A 16,006-nucleotide genomic window follows, 5' to 3' on the forward strand; every position below is an offset into this window, starting at 1 on the left:
TCGCAGCGCATAGGAATATTAATTAAAGCCGCTGCCGCCGGCGACAACCAGCAGCTGGCGCGGATTGCCCACCTGCTGTGCGGCAGCAGCGCATCGATCGGTGCGATGCGGCTGTCGGGCATGTGCAAGCAGCTCGAACTCTGTGCGAAGAGCGGCCGTGATAGCGAGGCCGGTCAGTTGCTGCAGAGCGTCACGGCGGAGTACCGACGGATCGATGCACGTTTGCAAACACTGACCGGATCCACGCACTGAACGGGCGGTTCATATGTCGAACCGAATCCCCTGCGCGAGCGGCAGCGCATCGCTGTAATTGACGGTATTCGTGGCGCGGCGCATATAGGCTTTCCAGGCATCGGAGCCTGATTCCCGCCCGCCGCCCGAGTCCTTCTCGCCGCCGAACGCGCCGCCGATCTCCGCGCCGCTGGGGCCGATGTTGACGTTGGCGATGCCGCAGTCGCTGCCGCCGGCCGACATGAAACGTTCCGCTTCCCGCACATCGGTCGTGAAAATACTCGACGACAAGCCCTGCGCAACGGCGTTGTTCATGGCGATTGCCTGTTCCAGCGTCTGGTAGCGGACGACATAGAGAATCGGCGCGAAGGTTTCGTGATGCATGATGCCGGTCTGCGACGGCATTTCCACCAGCGCCGGACGCGCGTAATAGCCGCCCTTCCCCACCTGTACCGGTTCACCGCCATGTACCTTGCCGCCCTCGGCGCGCGCCCGTTCCAGCGCGAGTTGCATGCCCTGCAATGCGGCTTCATCGATCAGCGGACCGACCAGTGTTCCCTCATCCAGCGGATTGCCCACCGGCAGCGACGCATACACCGTCTTCAGCCTCGGCAAAAGCCTCTCGGCCACGTCGTCGTGCACGAACAGCCGGCGCAGCGAAGTGCAACGCTGTCCTGCCGTGCCGACCGCGGAAAAGACGATGGCGCGGGTCGACAATTCGAGATCCGCGCTGGGTGCCACGATCATGGCGTTGTTGCCGCCGAGTTCGAAAAGCGTCCGTGCCAGCCGCCGGGCGCACCGCTCGGCGACCGCCTTGCCCATGCGCGTGCTGCCGGTGGCGCTGACAAGGGGAACCCGCGTGTCGTCAACCAATGCGGCGCCGCAGTCCTGGCCGCCGATGACCAGCTGCGACAAGCCGGCCGGCGCGTCGGCGCCGAATCGCGCCATCGCTTTTTCAAATAGTGCCTGCACCGCGATCGCGGTCAACGGCGCTTTTTCCGACGGCTTCCATACGACGCTGTCGCCGCAGGCAAACGCCAGCGCGGCATTCCATGACCAGACCGCCACCGGAAAGTTGAAGGCGGATATCACGGCGACCACACCAAGCGGGTGCCAGGTTTCCATCATCCTGTGCCCGGGGCGCTCGGAGGCGATCGTCAGGCCGTAAAGCTGGCGCGACAGGCCGACGGCAAAGTCGCAGATATCGATCATCTCCTGCACTTCGCCCAACCCCTCCTGCAGGATTTTGCCGGTTTCGATCGTGACCAGCTTCCCGAGGATTTCCTTGTTGCTCCGCAATTCGTCGCCAAACAGACGCACCAGTTCGCCACGGCGTGGCGCCGGCACCATCCGCCATTGCAGGAATGCCGCATGCGCGGCGCCGACCTTTTCCTGCACCTGTTCCGGGCTGTCGACCCGCAGGCTGGCGAGCGATTCGCCGTCGATCGGCGAAATGCAGGCAAGGTCATTTCCCAGATAGCGGCCGATGTCGGCCTGCATGGCGGACAGTAATTGAGCGACTGATTGCATGGCGTACTCCTCGAGGCGAGATGCGCCAGCTTACCGTGAAAAACCGGTTGAGGACCGGCACACTGATTGAACCGCGTTCAAAATTGCGCAACTGGTCCGGCAATGCGCCTCGGGTATGATTTCGCTAATGCCATCAAGGAAAGCCGATATGCATTCCCTACCCGAATCGAAAAAAAACCATCTCTGGCGCAAACTCGTCTGGCACACCGATACCGACCTGCATCCGCTCGGCCCGTTTCATCTGGCCGAGGTGTATTGCTGCGATGAATCGAACGGCTATGCAATCTGGTACGTCAGACGCCTCGCCAAGGATGACGCGCGCGGCGTGGCCGGCGTGGAGAACGCAGACTACCTGCTGCAGTATTTTTCGAAGAATAACCGCGATGCGGCAATCGAACGGGCGGTCATGCTGGCGAACGCCGATCCGTCCGCGGACAGGGTGATCGAGGCACTGGACCGGCTGGCCGCCGGTGCGCAGAAGGTTGCCAGCGACCGCTGACCGCTTTCCTGCGCAGTCCGCTTTCTCTTAACACCGGATATTTCCGCCGCATCGCCGGCATGGCCGGCGCCGACCAAGTTACGGCTTGGCGGGATCGAAGTTCTTCCTGATCGTTTGCCAGCATTGGAAATACGTGTTCTGCAACTGCGAGGTTTCAAGTGCGAACTGTGTCGGCTTGATGACCGTGCGGGTTTCGAACATGAACGCCATCGTGTCACCGACCTTGTTCGGCTTCGAGGTGTCTGCCTGCGAGGCCTTCTCGAAGGTCTCGGCATCCGGCCCATGCCCCGACATGCAATTGTGCAGGCTGGCGCCGCCTGGAACGAAGCCCTCCGCCTTGGCATCGTAGGCGCCGTGGATCAGCCCCATGAATTCGCTGGCGACGTTGCGGTGGAACCATGGCGGCCGGAAGGTATTCTCGGCTGCCAGCCAGCGCGGCGGGAAGATGACGAAATCGATCGTGTCCACGCCCGGCGTATCGCTCGGCGACTGAAGCACCAGGAAGATCGACGGGTCCGGATGGTCGTAGCTGATCGACCCGATGGTATTGAAGCGGCGCAGATCGTACTTGTACGGCGCAAAATTGCCATGCCATGCAACAACGTCCAGCGGTGAATGGCCGATCTCGGCGCTCCACAGCTTGCCATTGAACTTGGCCAGCAGCTCGAACTTCCCTTCGATATCCTCGTAGGCCGCGTGCGGCGTGAGGAAGTCGCGTGGATTGGCCAGGCCGTTCGAACCGATGACGCCAAGGTCCGGCAGGCGGAACAATGCGCCGAAATTTTCGCAGATGTACCCGCGTGCCTCGCCGTCCGGAAGTGCAACCTGGAAACGCACACCGCGCGGAATGACGGCGATTTCCTGCGGCTCGATGTCCAGTACGCCGAGTTCTGTGGCGATGCGCAGCCTGCCCATTTGCGGGACGATAAGCAATTCACCGTCGGCGTCATAAAAGTAGCGCTCCTCCATCGACTTGTTCGCGGCATATAAATGGATTGCGCAGCCGGACATGGCGTCGGCCGAGCCGTTGCCTGCCATGGTTACCCAGCCGTCGATAAAGTCGGTCGCTTCGGTCGGCAGCGGCAGCGGGTCCCAGCGCAACTGGTTCGGCGGGGTCGGTGGCACGTTTGCGAAATCGGAAACGATGGCGGGTGTGTCAAGCAGCCTGAACGGCATGTGCACCGCCGCCGGCCTGATACGGTACAGCCAGGAACGACGGTTGTGGCTGCGCGGCGCGGTGAAGGCGGTGCCGGAAATCTGCTCCGCGTAAAGGCCGTATGGCGCCCGCTGCGGGGAATTCTGCCCGACCGGCAATGCGCCCGGCAACGCCTCGGTGGCAAATTCATTGGCGAAGCCGGATTGATACGGCGCCATATGAGAGGACTGAGGTTGCGCGATGCCTGTCGGCTGGGCAAGTTCGATTCTCTTGTTCATCAAGCTTTCCTTTGCGGGGATGGAGTCCGGTTGCGCGAATGTATTGAAAAGACTATAGCCGTATGCGCGGCAAGTTAAAATCCAAATACCAAAATAGAAAGTATTTAGGATATCAATAATGCGCAGTCCTCTCGATATCGACATGAACCTGCTGGTCGTGTTTCACGAACTGTATCGGCAACGGCATGTTTCGCTTGTTGCCGAGCGGCTTCAGCTCTCCCAACCGACCGTGAGCAATGCGCTCGCGCGGCTGCGCAAGACCTTCGACGATCCCTTGTTCGTCCGGACCACCCAGGGCATGCAGCCGACACCCTATGCCCAGGAGATCGCCGAACCGATCGCCGCCGCGCTTTCCCAGGTGACCCGGGCGCTGAACCGGCAGCAGGTTTTCGATCCGCTGACCAGCACCCGCCAATTCGTGCTCGCCATGACCGACGTCGGCGAGATCCACTTCATGCCTGCCCTGATAGAACGATGCGCCGAAGTCGCGCCCCACGTGCGCATCAGCACCGTACGCATCAGTGCGGTCAACTGGCAGGAGGGCATTGAAACCGGACAGATCGATCTGGTAATCGGAGCGTTTACCGAAGTATCGGAAAGTCTCTTTCACCTGAAGCTCTTCAGCCAGAAGTATGTATCCATGTTCCGCCGTGGCCATCCCTTCTGCTCGGGCAAGGTTTCACTAAGCGAATTTCTGGCCGCGCGGCATCTGATCGTCTCATCCCGGGAAAATCCGTACGACCTGATCAATGACAGGCTGGAGAAAGCCGGCGTGACGCAGGCGGCACTGTTCCGGGTGCCGCATTTCACGTCCGTACCCTACATCGTCAGTACTACCGACCTGGTGGTGACGGTTCCCGAGAAACTCGCCCGACGGGCCGGGGAGGCATTCGGCCTCGTCTGCATGCCGCCGCCACTGCGCCTTCCGCTACTGCATACGCATATCTACTGGCACCGGCGCTTCAACGACGACGAAGGCAACCGGTGGATGCGCGGATTGATCGCGGCACACTTCAGGGAATAGGCGCGACTTTTATATCGGGAGAGGCGCTTCCTGCATCAACGGAATCTGCTCGCGCAGCTCGAGCACCCTGTCCTGCCAGTAGCGCTGGGTATTGAACCATGGGAAGGCGAGCGGAAAGGCCGGATCATCCCAGCGCCGCGCCAGCCATGACGAGTAATAGATCAGCCGCAAGGTGCGCAACGCTTCCACCAGGTGCAGCTCGCGCGGTTCGAAGTCGAAAAAGTCTTCATACCCGGCCAGCAGGTCGCACATCTGGCGAACCATGTCGGCGCGTTCGCCCGAAAGCATCATCCACAGATCCTGTATGGCCGGCCCCATGCGGCTGTCATCAAAGTCGACGAAATGCGGTCCATCGTCGGTCCACAGGACATTGCCGCCATGGCAATCACCATGCAGTCGCAGGATGCGACAGTCTCCGGCGCGGTCGAAGCAGCGGCGCACGCCGTCGAGCGCCTGTTCCACGACGCTGCGATAAGCTTCCTTCAGATCGGCCGGCAAAAACTCCTGCGATAACAGGTAGGCAAGCGGCTCCTCGCCGAAACTGGCGATGTCGATACTCGGGCGTGCCTGAAACGGCCGGGTTGCACCAACCGCATGAATGCGGCCGATGAAGCGGCCCATCCATTCCAGCGTCGATCTGTCTTCCAGCTCCGGCGCGCGTCCGCCGTGGCGGACAAATACCGAAAACCGGAAGCCGTTGAAATGATGCAGCGTGCCGCCTTGCGGAAATCCGATCGCCGGAACGACCGGAATTTCCTGGTCGACCAGTTCCTGCACGAAGTCGTGCTCTTCGAGAATCGCGGCATCCGTCCAGCGCTGCGGACGATAAAACTTCACCACCAACGGCGGACCATCCTCCATGCCGACCTGATAAACCCGGTTTTCATAACTGTTGAGCGCGAGCAAGCGGCCATCGCTGTACAGGCCGAGGGATTCGAGCGCATCGAGGACGAGATCCGGCGTCAGGCCGGCGAAGCCGGGAACGGTATTTTCAGTCATGCTACCCATTGTAAGGGCAATGCCGCATGGCGGGCGGACGACGCTCGCGCTACACTACCGGTCCTGCCTCCCCCTTACCGAATTCAAATTCATCATGCATCTCGACGAACCGCTTTCCGACAAGGAATTCAACGAACTGGACCAATTCCTGCTGTCGGACCGCTGCGCCGACGACGGCATGACCATGGACTCTCTGCACGGCTACCTGACGGCGCTGGCGATCGGCCCGCAGGAAGTGCCGATGACCGAATGGCTGCCGCGCGTCTGGGGTTCATCAGGCAAGAGCCCCGTTTTCAAGAACGAGAAAGAGGAACAGCGCATCGTCGGCCTGATCGCCCGTTTCATGAACGAGATCGCCATCACCTTCGAAGTTGCGCCGAAGGAGTTCGAACCTCTGTATTGCGAACATGAATGGGAAGGCAAATCGCTGGTCGATGGCGAAGCATGGGCATGGGGATTCTGGGAAGGCATGAACCTGCGTGCCGATGCATGGGAGCCGATCTGGAACTCGAATATCGCCGCCATGGTGGAATCAATCTATCTGCTCGGTGCGGAAGAGATCGAGGAAAGCGAAATGGAACTCGCCGACGATCCGGTCAAGCGCCACAAGCTGGCGATCGAAGTCGAGGCGGCGATCCCGCATATACATAAATACTGGCTGCCGCAGCGGAAATCGGCAGTGGTGCAGGTACAGCGCACGACGCCGAAGGTCGGCCGCAACGACGAATGCACCTGTGGCAGCGGAAAGAAATTCAAGAAGTGCTGCGGCGCCGAACAGCAGTAGCGCCGCACTCGGGCATTACCGATCAAATGCCGTATCGCTTCTTCGCATTCGGCTTGATGTTCAGCGTTGCCGCATAAATCTGCTCCAGCGGCAGCTTCGGGGAACGATCTGCGGTCAGCAGGCCGTTCGCCTCCTGATAGGTATCGGCGAACTGCGTATAGCAGAAACCGCTGAACATCGGCGTTTCATTCACCACTTCCAGCAGCTTGCGGTAGGCATCGTGGAATTGGCCGTCGCTGTCGGCTTCCGAATAACCCCATATCTCCGAAACCCCGGCCTCCGGCTTCTTGCGATAGGCAATGCCGCCGAATTCGGTGAGGATGATCGGCTGCCCGCGGTGCGGATAGCCGTCCAGGGTCAGGATCCGGCCGCCCGGACGCCGCCGGTCGAACAGTTCCTGGGTGTTGGCGGAACCGCCGTAACGCGCCTGCAGGCGCTCCGGATCGGGCTCGTAGTCGTGAATGCCGAGCAGGTCGGTCGCCGACGCTTCCCAGCCATCGTTGCCGATCACCGGGCGGGTGGAGTCCAGCGTGCGGGTCAGGTGGTAAAGCGCCTCCACCGCGTTGCGGTGCGCCTGGGTCGAGGTGAGATTGGGCACGCCCCATGATTCATTGAACGGCACCCATACGATCACGCAGGGATGGCTGTAATCCCGCTCGATCACTTCGGTCCACTCCTTCACCATGCGCCGGATCGCCAGCGGGGAGAAGCGGTAGGACGACGGCATCTCTTCCCACACCAGCAGGCCGAGCCGGTCGGCCCAGTACAGGTAGCGCGGGTCCTCGATTTTCTGATGCTTGCGCACGCCGTTAAAGCCCATGGCCTTCGCCAGTTCCACGTCGCGCCGCAGCGCATCGTCCGACGGCGCGGTCAGGAGTGTCTCCGGCCAGTAGCCCTGGTCGAGCACCAGCCGCAGGTGATACGGACGGCCGTTCAGCATGAAGCGGTCGCGATTGACGTTCACCGACCGCAGCGCGGTATAGGACTTCACCTTGTCCAGCACCTGCCCCTTGTGCCACAGCAGGATTTCCGCATCGAGGAGCGTCGGATGTTCCGGGCTCCACAGCAGTTCATTGCGGGAGTCGTCGATGCCCGGGTCGGACAGGCCGATCTTGCGATGCGCCTCGCCGCCGATGATCTTGTAGCGGTCATCCGCCAGCTTCTTGTTGCTGTGGCGGATTTTCACTTCAATCGTCAGGTCCTCTTCCACCGCGCCGGCGATGAAGGTTTCGCATCCGATTTCGAATCCTTCGAAGTGCGGCGTCCAGCGCAATTTCTGGATATAGGTATGCGGCACCCGTTCCAGCCATACGGTTTGCCAGATGCCGGTGGTGCGGGGATACCAGATCGAATGCGGCTCAAGCTGCCAGTCCTGCTTGCCGCGTGGCTTGGCAAGGTCGTGGGGATCGTCCTCCACATAGACCGTCACCGTGTGGCGGCTTCCTTCGCCGAGTGCGTGGGTGATGTCGGCATGAAATGAAATATGGCCGCCTTCATGCTCGGTGACGAGAAAGCCATTGACCCATACCCGGGCGCTGTAATCAACCGCCCCGAAATGCAGCAGGATCCGCCCGCCGTCGGGCTTGATATCGAACTCGCGTTGATACCAGCATGCGCGATGAAAACCCCGATCGCAAATGCCGCTGGCGGCAGCCTCCGGCGCATAAGGCACTTCGATGCTGTGCGTCCACTCGATCGGGTCCGAGGGATGGCGGTATTTCTTTTCGTTGTCGAAGGTAAATTTCCACTGGCCATTAAGGGACTGCCAGTGTTCACGCACCAACTGCGGGCGCGGATATGCGGTATCGACCATTCTTGTTCCTTTTCGGATAAATTCCCCGGTTTGAGTGATTCCGGCCAAGCCTGTTCCCAATTCCGAGGAAAATGGCGCTGCCGATGCGCCTTATGCCGCCTCGCGGGCCGACGCCCCCTCCCAGGCAATCGTGTTATCGCGCATATATCGCTGCAAGGCATCATCGAAGCGCGGCAGGATCAAACCGCGCTCGCTGGAGAGCGAGGTTGTTGCTGTGTCCGATTCCGCACGGAAAATCATTCCGGTATCGAGCCCGGCTTCGCGGGCTGCCCGTACCGCCAGCTCATACCAGGACAGGCTGCCCTGGTTGGTCAGGTGCCAGACCCCGGAGGCATGGTCGATGGTGAGGTCCAGGGTCGCATGCACAAGATCCGGCACATACGTCGGCGAGACGAGCACCGTGTCGCTTGCCTGCACCGGCTTGCCTGCGGCAAGATCGCGCAGCACCGCATGCACGAAGTTGTAGCGATCCCAGGGGCCGAAGAATGCGCTGGTGCGGACGACCAGGGCATCGGGAGCGGCCTGGCGCACCCGCTTCTCGGCCTCGGCCTTGCTCTTCCCGTATACGCATTGCGGCGCCACCGGATCGCTCTCGACATAAGATCTGCCGAGGCTGCCGTCGAACACGAGGTCCGAAGAGAAGGTGATGAATGGAATACCAAGATGCGCGCAGGCCCGCGCCAGGAGTTCCGCGCCGTCGGCATTTTCACGGAAGCAGCGCTCCGGTTCATTCTCCGCATCGGCCACCCGCACATAGCCGGCGGTATTGATCACCGCCCATGGCCGGTGCCGGGCGATGGCGGCTTCCACCGAAATCCGGTCGGCGATATCCATGTCCGCGCGAGTGAGCAGATCGTATTGCAGGTGGCGTGCATCGCAGATACGGGCAAACGCGCGTCCCAGCGTGCCGGTGCCGCCGGTGATGAGGAGCTTGCGTTGCGTGGTGATGACCGTCGGCGCTTCCAGGCGCTTGATCTGGGCGAAATAGCGGTCGTCGCGCTGCCACCAGCCGAGGCCGTCGAGCGCCGGATGGTCGAACTCCCCCGTGCGAGACAGGGCTTCCGCCGCCTTGGCGATCGCCGTCGGACGCGGCGGATTGCATCGTACATCGAAGGCGCCGCTTTCATAAAAGCCGTTTTTTTCCAGCAGCAGCGAGTTCCAGTCGATGCAGCCGAGCAGCGACCAGATCGTCACGGCACGGATATCGACACCCTCGCCTTTCAGCTTGCGCGCCGCGTTCCATACCTGCATCAGCCAGCGCAACTGGTCGTCGCGCGCGCCGCCATGATGCGCTTCGGTCACCGCCATCGGAAGTCGATACCGCTCCCATGCTTCGCGCAGGCGCAGCTCGGGTCCGGTCAATCCGTCGGCATGGGGCACACGCACCGCCTGCACGTCCGCATACGGCGGCTGGTCTGCGGCACGGTGGAAGTCCGGATAGTCGCGCAGGCGGCGGTCGAGGAATCGTTCGCTGGTCAGGTAATGGTTGATGCCGATGATATCGGGCGTGCATTGCGCTTCGATGAAAAACTCAAGCTGCCGCCGGTCGATGCCTGCCTGCAGGAACGCGGGATACCACGGATGACTGCTGTCGATGCGGCCGCACAGCAGATCGAGGCTCAGCCATCGCCGCTCGTTCTCATAGTCGGCCTGGTGCTGCAGGTCGGGCAGGCTGAATGCTTTCCCGAGATCTTCCGTCTGCACCAGCTTCGCGGCGGGGGTCACGCGTCGTATCGCCTGCATCGCCAGCACCACCGCCTTGCATTGCGTGACCAGGCAGCGCAGCATCGTGCGCACGTCGCGTCCGTGCGGGTACCAATGTCCATACAAGCCGCTGAAGCGCGCGGTGGTCAGCGGCTCATTGACCGGAGTGAATTGCGCTATCCACGGATAGCGTTCCGCAACCCGTTCTGCATGCCGTGCCAGCATTTCCGGAAAAGCGGGATCGAGCAGATGGGTGTAGTACGGTCCGCTCCCGTGATGCACCAGGCCGGCGATCGGCGACACGCCCGCTGCGTGAAGTCGGGCCAGCCGTTCGTCGTGCCAGCGCCAGTCGCATTCGTCGGGGCTGTCGGGTGCGACGGTCTCCCAAAGTACCGGATACCGCAGCGTCCGGATGCCGAGCGCCGCGATCGCATCGACATCATCGATGCGTGCGTTATGCCCGGTCTCGTCGATCTGGTTCCGATAGTTGTCACGGATGCGTGCGATGGTGCATTCAATGCCGCCCCATAGTTCGAGCGATGAAGAATTCTGCATGGTCGATAGTTGGCTGGTCGGTAAAGGCGGCTGCCGACGGAAAGTCGTCCTCGCGATGCAAACGGGTGTTGAGCCGGCTCAAGTCCGCAGCGCTGCGGCGTGAATCGTCAATGGGAAGTCCGGCGGCATGCCGACGTGGCGGCGTACGCGTGGCGGCTTGAGACGACAGCAATCGACTGTCGCTAGACGCCCGACTTGTTGGTCCTGGCTCCGGCGCTTTTGGTCAGTTGCACCAGCAGCGTGCCTTTTACCATCGAGAGCGCAACGTTGCTGCCCAGGCGGAATCCCTGCATCGCGGCGGCATCCATCAAGGCCAGTACCTGTTCATGCGTGAGGTGCTGGAAGTCCTTTCGGACGTATAGCAGTTCGCGGTTCTTGCTGTTCAGATCGGAGACGATTTCTTCCGGCGTCATAGTGTGCTCCCGGCGGTTCAATTGATAGAGTGGTGTGTATTCAGTGTCAATTGATTATCAATCAGGCAGCAATCACCGGAGTCGACAGAGGGCGCTCGTCTATTGTTGACGCTCAATCTTTGTTTTTTATTTATTGCGCGATGGAAGTTTACGCTGCGCGATGGAAACCTTGGGATGGCAAACCGGCGAACGGAGGAAGGAATGCAGGGCGGAAAAGGAGGCATCAACGCCTGGCCCGGAAGCGTTCCGCCCTGCTGATTGATTTGGACTATTCAGCTACGTCGCGGAACACCTCTTCTTCAGTACGGTAATCATCCGCGCAGGTCTTGCTGCAGAACTTGCGGACGTTATCGAGTGGTTGATTGCAATACCAGCAAGCACCTTTCGGCTTGAGTGCCGCAATGCCGAGTACTGGTGTCGCCTGCCGGACTGAGTCCACGTAATTATCGATAGGAGTTGCTTCGCTCATGATGTCGTTACCCTGATCTTCCGACTGCATGTGAGGTGACCACCGTGACAAAGTATAGTCGTATCGGCGGCCCCGATTAAAAAGGATTCCAATCAACATCCTTCGAGTGATACTACGCCTCAATCGATCGATACTTGCATTGATGCAAATCATCAGGATGAAAGTTATCCAGGGCAATCCTGCGGAGTGAATCGCTTGTCACCTTCAAGGCGCTCCATTGCCTTTTCCCGCCGGTTCGGGTAGCCCGCTCTTCATTCGTATGGCGCAGCTCAGCGGGGACGGCTGCATCTTTTGCGTCCGGCGGCAGCATGAAAACAAATGTTTCCACAGTGAACTTTTTCGTGGTGTCCCCATCCAAATAGTCCGCTTGAACAGGCAGGCCCGGTCGCGCGTAGATCAAACCTTCGACGGCATGCATCCACCGACAGATGCGCGCCCGCGCATGAAGGCCGGCGCTGCGGCCGCAGCTGCGGTTCAAGCGGCAGAATTCTTAAACGGGTGAAACTTCAGGGAGGTAGTGTGTCAGCAATGCTTGAGTCGGAAGGAATGGCTGTCAGCAGCGCATCCAAGTCGGGATCGATCGATATCCGCGAGGGTGATTGGAAATCGTATTTGCAGCATCTTGCGAAATATAAAGGCAACCAGGCGCTTGCGGATCGCTATGGCGATCGCAATGCATACCAGCGAGCCTGCGCATTGGCCTACCTCGGCCGTCGCGCGCAGGTTCACGGCGGCGTGTACAGCACACGGCATCCGCATATCATGACGCCGCAATATCTGGCCGATCTGGAAGCGAGCAACAAGGCCAACCGCTACACGCGCTATCCGTGGCTGCGCGCATTGATGACGCTGCTTTCGGAAATTGAACAGATCCAAGACCAGATTTCCGGCTCCAATGTCCTGTCATTCAATATCGCAGGAAAGTAAGATCAGGCAGACGGAAGCAAAACCTGCGCGTCATGCGCACACACGCCGCCTGTCCCTGCCTGCCCCATGGTGTCAGGCCGGAGTCTGCTCGACCTGATGCTCGACGTTGACGGTTTCATCGCCGATCTTGCTCTGCCAGGCGCGCGTAAAAAACTCTTTTTCCTGCTCGGTCGGCGGATTGAACCAGACCACCATCAACCTGCCCTTGTGATCGTGAATGTGCGACAGCTTGCAGAGGAATTCTCGGTTGCCTGCCGCATCGGCGAGTCCAAGCGCATAGCCATACACGCGATTGAGGCGTTCGATGCGGTCGGCTTCCGTTGTGCTGTTGGTTGCGGTGATTTTCGGGTGGTCGAGATACATGGTTTTCTCCAAATCAGCCGGACCGGCGTTGCCGACATTCTTGGGGACAATCCCTTTTTCCGCAAGTCCCGCCCGCATGGCATACAGCGCGGACCGATGTCGGAGCGTATTCGTTGAATGATTTACACTGCCCCTGCCCTTCGCCGGCCCGTGCGCAGGATTTTGCTTTTCATTCAACATCAAACCGACATGAATTCGATACTTATCAAATTTCTCGCCGCGGCTGCGGCCAGCGTGTTCACCACATTCGCGGCAGCCCAGTCCTTCCCGACCAAACCGCTTCGCTTCATCGTCCCCTACCCGCCCGGCGGTCCGCTGGACACCGTCGCGCGCACGCTCGCCGACAAGATGAAAGATGGCCTGGGCCAGCCGGTCATCGTCGAAAACAAGCCCGGCGCGGGGGGCAACATCGGCGCCGACATGGTCGCGAAGTCGCCGCCCGATGGCTATACGATGGTGATGGGCGCTGTGGCGACTCATGCGATCAACCCGACACTCTTTCCGAAAATGCCCTATGACGCCGTGAAGGACTTTGCGCCCGTGTCATTGGTGGCGAATGTGCCGAATGTGCTGGTGATGAATCCGGAAGCGGCCCGCAACCTCGGCATCACGTCGGTCAATGATCTGGTGGCCTACGCGAAAGCCAACCCGGGCAAGCTGAACTATGCGTCGGGAGGCAACGGCAGCGCCGGTCATCTTGCCGGTGAAATGTTCAAGATGATGGCCAAGGTCAGCATGCTGCATATTCCCTACGCGGGTGCGGCACCGGCGCAGCTCGGCCTTCTCACCGGGCAGACGGATCTGATGTTCGACAATCTCGCATCCGCATCCCAGAACATTCGCAGCGGCAAATTGAAACCGCTTGCCGTGACCACCGCATCCCGCGCCGCCGCATTGCCCGATTTGCCCACCATGGCGGAAGCCGGCGGCGGCAAAGGCCTGAACGGATTCGACATCAACACCTGGTTCGGCGTACTGGTACCGGCCAATACGCCGGAGGCCGTCGTGACACGGCTGAACAGCGAGATCCACAATGCATTGCGCGCACCCGATGTAAGGGAACGTTTAACGCGGCTCGGTGCCGAACCAACACCGACGACTCCAGGACAGTTTGCGACGCTGATTCAGAGCGATCTGAAAAAATACGCCGCCATCGTCAAGGCGTCCGGCGCCAAGGTTGACTGAACCTTCCGTCTGCGCCGGAATGTTCGGCGTCCGGAGATCGACGGCATGCAACCAGGCACTCGCCCGGCACAATGCGTAAAGCAAGTTGATCGTGCCGGGCATTTCGGAGATGAATCGCTGCAATGATTCTGCAAGTGGAACACGGCGTCGGACCGCATGGCGATGTGGAACCGCGCGCATTCACACTGGGCGAACAGCGTCTCGATGTCGTACAGATCATCGACCGCTGGCTCTCGCCTGCCTATGGCTATTTCAAGATCGCGGCCAGCGACAACGCCCGCTACATTCTGCGTCATGACACTGCTTCCAACGAGTGGGAAATGACGCTTTTTCAATCACCCGGCACACCGCCGTGAGGCGATCAAACCACTCCTTTGATACATGATGGCACTCGGTTGACACCTGTCAAAGCAGCAAGCTGTCGTGTCTTTACTATCGGCTATGCATTTTGCATCGGCAATATGTTGTGCTTGAGAGATGGAGACCGAAATGAATAAAGCAGTGGCGGAACCCCGGTTGGCGGATGAAGGAGTGACTTTCACGGTTGAGGTCGGCTTCACCGATCGAGAGTGCCTCGTGTCGAAAAACGCGTTGGCTCACTTGCGTCGGTTGAAAGGCGGCCAGCTCGACTTCATGGAAACCTATCATGCATTCGAGGACCAGATTCATGGTGTGGCACGCAGGCTTGTCGTTGCCGGCGTGAGTGGTACGCCGCTGGTACTGGGCGCTGCTTATTTTGTTTGACTCTCTTGGTTTGATTCTCTTTTGATTTTGATGGGCAGCGTCGTCCGATTGACACAGCTCATATGGCGCTCAGTAACACGGCAAGTGACGCCAAAGAAAAAAGGACTGCTGAGAATTATCAAAAATGCATGGTGCGGTTTGTTCACAATGGAATCGGATCGAAACATTTCGAAACAACTAAAGGTAAAAAGCAGATGGAAAACACTAAAAACACAGAGCGCTATCAATACGATCCCAACCACCTGTTGGAGACGCTGATTCAAAAACTCAACCTCAAGAACGATGCGGCCCTGTCGCGTGCGCTTGAAGTTGCGCCACCGCTGATCAGCAAGATCCGCCACCGCCGTCTGCCGGTCGGAGCATCGCTGTTGATCCGCATGCATGAGGTATCCGATCTCAGCATCAAGGACCTGCGCGAACTGATGGGCGACCGTCGTACCAAGTTCCGCATCAGCGACAAGCAATTCAAGCCGAAGGAAGGCCAGAACGGGGCCGCCCAAAACGGCTCGTCGCAGAACGGCTCCTGAACGCGCGCTCGCCGACATTACCTGTCGATCCGGAACTGTCGATGCCGTCCATGATGGCATCGATCCGATGTCCGGTTTGCAGGAATTGCGACGACATGCGAGAACATTGCGGCTGCGCTCCGGTCATACCGTTATCCGATTGATATTTGAGGACGGTTATGGCAAGCAAGGAGGAATACGACCGCTATGCGGCCGAATTGACGCGGCGGTTCGATGAATACGCCCAATGGGCAATTGAGAACTGGCCGAACAGCGAATTTCCGCTTCTCGATTCGGACTTTACGGAGTCGCGCCGCGAGTTATCCGGGATTATCGGACCCAAACTTGGCGAACCCGCGCCGGACAAGTTGTCCGGGCCCGAAGCCAAGGATGTTCCGCAGGAAGATGGCGACCGCAATGAAGGAGGCACTGCCAGCCGCAGGCCCGGCGATCCCACCGCTGCGCCGTTTTTGCCCGTTTCTCCCTCGCCCTGGCCCTAACGAGATGAGGAGAAATGATATGACGACCAATCATCAGGTGCCCCCGGAACCTGTGCCGGAAGACGATCCGATGCCGGACAAGAATCCGTCGCCGGACAAGGACCCGGTGCCCGATCCGCATCCTGTCAGTGCGAAGGGCCGGTCTTCGGCTTCCTGATCAGCACGGCGATCGCGGAACATTCGTGCCTTGCGCTGTCTCCAATGTTATTTGGAGGTCAATCATGCAAGACAAACAACCTTTGCCGAAGCATCCGCTCCATCCCGGCACCGAAAACCTGAAACCAGGCGACGGCAAGCTGGAACACATCGCGAAAACAATCGACCCG

20 protein-coding genes are annotated in these 16,006 nt (G+C 60.0%); 11 read left to right on the plus strand and 9 right to left on the minus strand.

The annotated features are described in order from the left end of the window. Positions 1-252: Hpt domain-containing protein (locus tag VGU61_RS20695; protein ID WP_326861192.1), on the plus strand; the 252-nt coding region annotated here is incomplete at its 5' end. Between the two features lie 9 nt (positions 253-261). On the opposite strand, the gene VGU61_RS20700 is transcribed toward VGU61_RS20695, so the two are convergent. Next, positions 262-1,761, minus strand: a complete 1,500-nt coding sequence (locus VGU61_RS20700; protein WP_414691672.1) for an aldehyde dehydrogenase family protein — start codon at positions 1,759-1,761, stop codon at positions 262-264. Positions 1,762-1,909: 148 nt separating this feature from the next. Between VGU61_RS20700 and VGU61_RS20705 the strand changes: the two genes are divergently transcribed. Continuing rightward, positions 1,910-2,260, plus strand: coding sequence for a hypothetical protein (locus VGU61_RS20705; protein ID WP_326861193.1), 351 nt, complete (start codon positions 1,910-1,912; stop codon positions 2,258-2,260). Positions 2,261-2,338: 78 nt separating this feature from the next. On the opposite strand, the gene hmgA is transcribed toward VGU61_RS20705, so the two are convergent. Beyond that, positions 2,339-3,634: a homogentisate 1,2-dioxygenase gene (hmgA, locus tag VGU61_RS20710; protein ID WP_326861212.1), complete on the minus strand. Its 1,296-nt coding sequence runs from the start codon at positions 3,632-3,634 to the stop codon at positions 2,339-2,341. A 178-nt stretch (positions 3,635-3,812) separates the two neighbouring features. On the opposite strand from hmgA, the gene VGU61_RS20715 reads away from it, so the two are divergent. Further along, positions 3,813-4,718 (plus strand): LysR family transcriptional regulator, encoded by a 906-nt coding sequence (locus VGU61_RS20715; RefSeq protein WP_326861194.1) that lies wholly within the window; start codon positions 3,813-3,815, stop codon positions 4,716-4,718. A 9-nt stretch (positions 4,719-4,727) separates the two neighbouring features. Here VGU61_RS20715 and VGU61_RS20720 read toward each other — a convergent pair whose 3' ends face one another. Beyond that, entirely contained in the window at positions 4,728-5,717 is a 990-nt protein-coding gene (locus VGU61_RS20720) for a serine/threonine protein kinase (RefSeq protein WP_326861196.1), read from the minus strand. Positions 5,718-5,811: 94 nt separating this feature from the next. Here VGU61_RS20720 and VGU61_RS20725 point away from each other — a divergent pair, with 94 nt between their 5' ends. Continuing rightward, the gene (locus VGU61_RS20725) at positions 5,812-6,501 is read left to right on the plus strand and encodes a UPF0149 family protein (protein ID WP_326861213.1); all 690 of its coding nucleotides are present in this window, start codon (positions 5,812-5,814) and stop codon (positions 6,499-6,501) included. 22 nt (positions 6,502-6,523) lie between these two features. Here VGU61_RS20725 and VGU61_RS20730 read toward each other — a convergent pair whose 3' ends face one another. The 5 genes from VGU61_RS20730 to VGU61_RS20750 all read right to left on the minus strand — a co-directional run bounded on the left by VGU61_RS20730 (position 6,524) and on the right by VGU61_RS20750 (position 11,933). Next, entirely contained in the window at positions 6,524-8,314 is a 1,791-nt protein-coding gene (locus VGU61_RS20730; RefSeq protein WP_326861197.1) for a glycoside hydrolase family 2 protein, read from the minus strand. 90 nt (positions 8,315-8,404) lie between these two features. Then, positions 8,405-10,573, minus strand: a complete 2,169-nt coding sequence (locus tag VGU61_RS20735; protein WP_326861198.1) for a family 1 glycosylhydrolase — start codon at positions 10,571-10,573, stop codon at positions 8,405-8,407. 182 nt (positions 10,574-10,755) lie between these two features. Then, positions 10,756-10,986, minus strand: a complete 231-nt coding sequence (locus VGU61_RS20740; RefSeq protein ID WP_326861200.1) for a hypothetical protein — start codon at positions 10,984-10,986, stop codon at positions 10,756-10,758. Positions 10,987-11,254: 268 nt separating this feature from the next. Next, entirely contained in the window at positions 11,255-11,455 is a 201-nt protein-coding gene (locus tag VGU61_RS20745; protein ID WP_326861202.1) for a hypothetical protein, read from the minus strand. 112 nt (positions 11,456-11,567) lie between these two features. Next, positions 11,568-11,933, minus strand: coding sequence for a hypothetical protein (locus tag VGU61_RS20750; protein WP_326861203.1), 366 nt, complete (start codon positions 11,931-11,933; stop codon positions 11,568-11,570). A gap of 41 nt (positions 11,934-11,974) precedes the next feature. On the opposite strand from VGU61_RS20750, the gene VGU61_RS20755 reads away from it, so the two are divergent. Further along, positions 11,975-12,382, plus strand: a complete 408-nt coding sequence (locus VGU61_RS20755) for a hypothetical protein (protein ID WP_326861204.1) — start codon at positions 11,975-11,977, stop codon at positions 12,380-12,382. Between the two features lie 72 nt (positions 12,383-12,454). Here the strand turns inward: VGU61_RS20755 and VGU61_RS20760 are convergent, their stop codons facing one another. Beyond that, on the minus strand, positions 12,455-12,745 hold the full coding sequence (locus VGU61_RS20760; protein WP_326861205.1) for a hypothetical protein: 291 nt from the start codon (positions 12,743-12,745) through the stop codon (positions 12,455-12,457). Between the two features lie 198 nt (positions 12,746-12,943). On the opposite strand from VGU61_RS20760, the gene VGU61_RS20765 reads away from it, so the two are divergent. From VGU61_RS20765 to VGU61_RS20790, 6 genes are all read left to right on the plus strand, one after another. After that, positions 12,944-13,930: a Bug family tripartite tricarboxylate transporter substrate binding protein gene (locus VGU61_RS20765; RefSeq protein ID WP_414691673.1), complete on the plus strand. Its 987-nt coding sequence runs from the start codon at positions 12,944-12,946 to the stop codon at positions 13,928-13,930. 122 nt (positions 13,931-14,052) lie between these two features. Continuing rightward, positions 14,053-14,286 (plus strand): hypothetical protein, encoded by a 234-nt coding sequence (locus tag VGU61_RS20770; RefSeq protein WP_326861207.1) that lies wholly within the window; start codon positions 14,053-14,055, stop codon positions 14,284-14,286. Between the two features lie 133 nt (positions 14,287-14,419). After that, positions 14,420-14,674 (plus strand): hypothetical protein, encoded by a 255-nt coding sequence (locus tag VGU61_RS20775; RefSeq protein ID WP_326861208.1) that lies wholly within the window; start codon positions 14,420-14,422, stop codon positions 14,672-14,674. Positions 14,675-14,868: 194 nt separating this feature from the next. Continuing rightward, entirely contained in the window at positions 14,869-15,201 is a 333-nt protein-coding gene (locus VGU61_RS20780) for a hypothetical protein (protein WP_326861214.1), read from the plus strand. Positions 15,202-15,359: 158 nt separating this feature from the next. After that, positions 15,360-15,680 carry a hypothetical protein gene (locus tag VGU61_RS20785; protein WP_326861209.1) on the plus strand — a complete coding sequence of 107 codons (321 nt, stop codon included), beginning with the start codon at positions 15,360-15,362 and terminating at the stop codon, positions 15,678-15,680. 19 nt (positions 15,681-15,699) lie between these two features. Continuing rightward, positions 15,700-15,837: a hypothetical protein gene (locus tag VGU61_RS20790; protein ID WP_326861210.1), complete on the plus strand. Its 138-nt coding sequence runs from the start codon at positions 15,700-15,702 to the stop codon at positions 15,835-15,837. Positions 15,838-16,006: the final 169 nt, after the last annotated feature.

Origin of the sequence: Noviherbaspirillum sp. (assembly GCF_035944575.1) — a bacterium.
Taxonomy (GTDB): domain Bacteria; phylum Pseudomonadota; class Gammaproteobacteria; order Burkholderiales; family Burkholderiaceae_D; genus Noviherbaspirillum.

Excerpts from the sequence above, each read along its gene's own strand:
- VGU61_RS20700 (WP_414691672.1), bottom strand. The coding sequence starts at position 1,761 with ATGCAATCAGTCGCTCAATTACTGTCCGCCATGCAGGCCGACATCGGC.
- VGU61_RS20705 (WP_326861193.1), top strand. The coding sequence starts at position 1,910 with ATGCATTCCCTACCCGAATCGAAAAAAAACCATCTCTGGCGCAAACTC.
- hmgA (WP_326861212.1), bottom strand. The coding sequence starts at position 3,634 with ATGGCGCCGTATCAATCCGGCTTCGCCAATGAATTTGCCACCGAGGCG.
- VGU61_RS20715 (WP_326861194.1), top strand. The coding sequence starts at position 3,813 with ATGCGCAGTCCTCTCGATATCGACATGAACCTGCTGGTCGTGTTTCAC.
- VGU61_RS20720 (WP_326861196.1), bottom strand. The coding sequence starts at position 5,717 with ATGACTGAAAATACCGTTCCCGGCTTCGCCGGCCTGACGCCGGATCTC.
- VGU61_RS20725 (WP_326861213.1), top strand. The coding sequence starts at position 5,812 with ATGCATCTCGACGAACCGCTTTCCGACAAGGAATTCAACGAACTGGAC.
- VGU61_RS20730 (WP_326861197.1), bottom strand. The coding sequence starts at position 8,314 with ATGGTCGATACCGCATATCCGCGCCCGCAGTTGGTGCGTGAACACTGG.
- VGU61_RS20735 (WP_326861198.1), bottom strand. The coding sequence starts at position 10,573 with ATGCAGAATTCTTCATCGCTCGAACTATGGGGCGGCATTGAATGCACC.
- VGU61_RS20740 (WP_326861200.1), bottom strand. The coding sequence starts at position 10,986 with ATGACGCCGGAAGAAATCGTCTCCGATCTGAACAGCAAGAACCGCGAA.
- VGU61_RS20745 (WP_326861202.1), bottom strand. The coding sequence starts at position 11,455 with ATGAGCGAAGCAACTCCTATCGATAATTACGTGGACTCAGTCCGGCAG.
- VGU61_RS20760 (WP_326861205.1), bottom strand. The coding sequence starts at position 12,745 with ATGTATCTCGACCACCCGAAAATCACCGCAACCAACAGCACAACGGAA.
- VGU61_RS20770 (WP_326861207.1), top strand. The coding sequence starts at position 14,053 with ATGATTCTGCAAGTGGAACACGGCGTCGGACCGCATGGCGATGTGGAA.
- VGU61_RS20775 (WP_326861208.1), top strand. The coding sequence starts at position 14,420 with ATGAATAAAGCAGTGGCGGAACCCCGGTTGGCGGATGAAGGAGTGACT.
- VGU61_RS20780 (WP_326861214.1), top strand. The coding sequence starts at position 14,869 with ATGGAAAACACTAAAAACACAGAGCGCTATCAATACGATCCCAACCAC.
- VGU61_RS20785 (WP_326861209.1), top strand. The coding sequence starts at position 15,360 with ATGGCAAGCAAGGAGGAATACGACCGCTATGCGGCCGAATTGACGCGG.
- VGU61_RS20790 (WP_326861210.1), top strand. The coding sequence starts at position 15,700 with ATGACGACCAATCATCAGGTGCCCCCGGAACCTGTGCCGGAAGACGAT.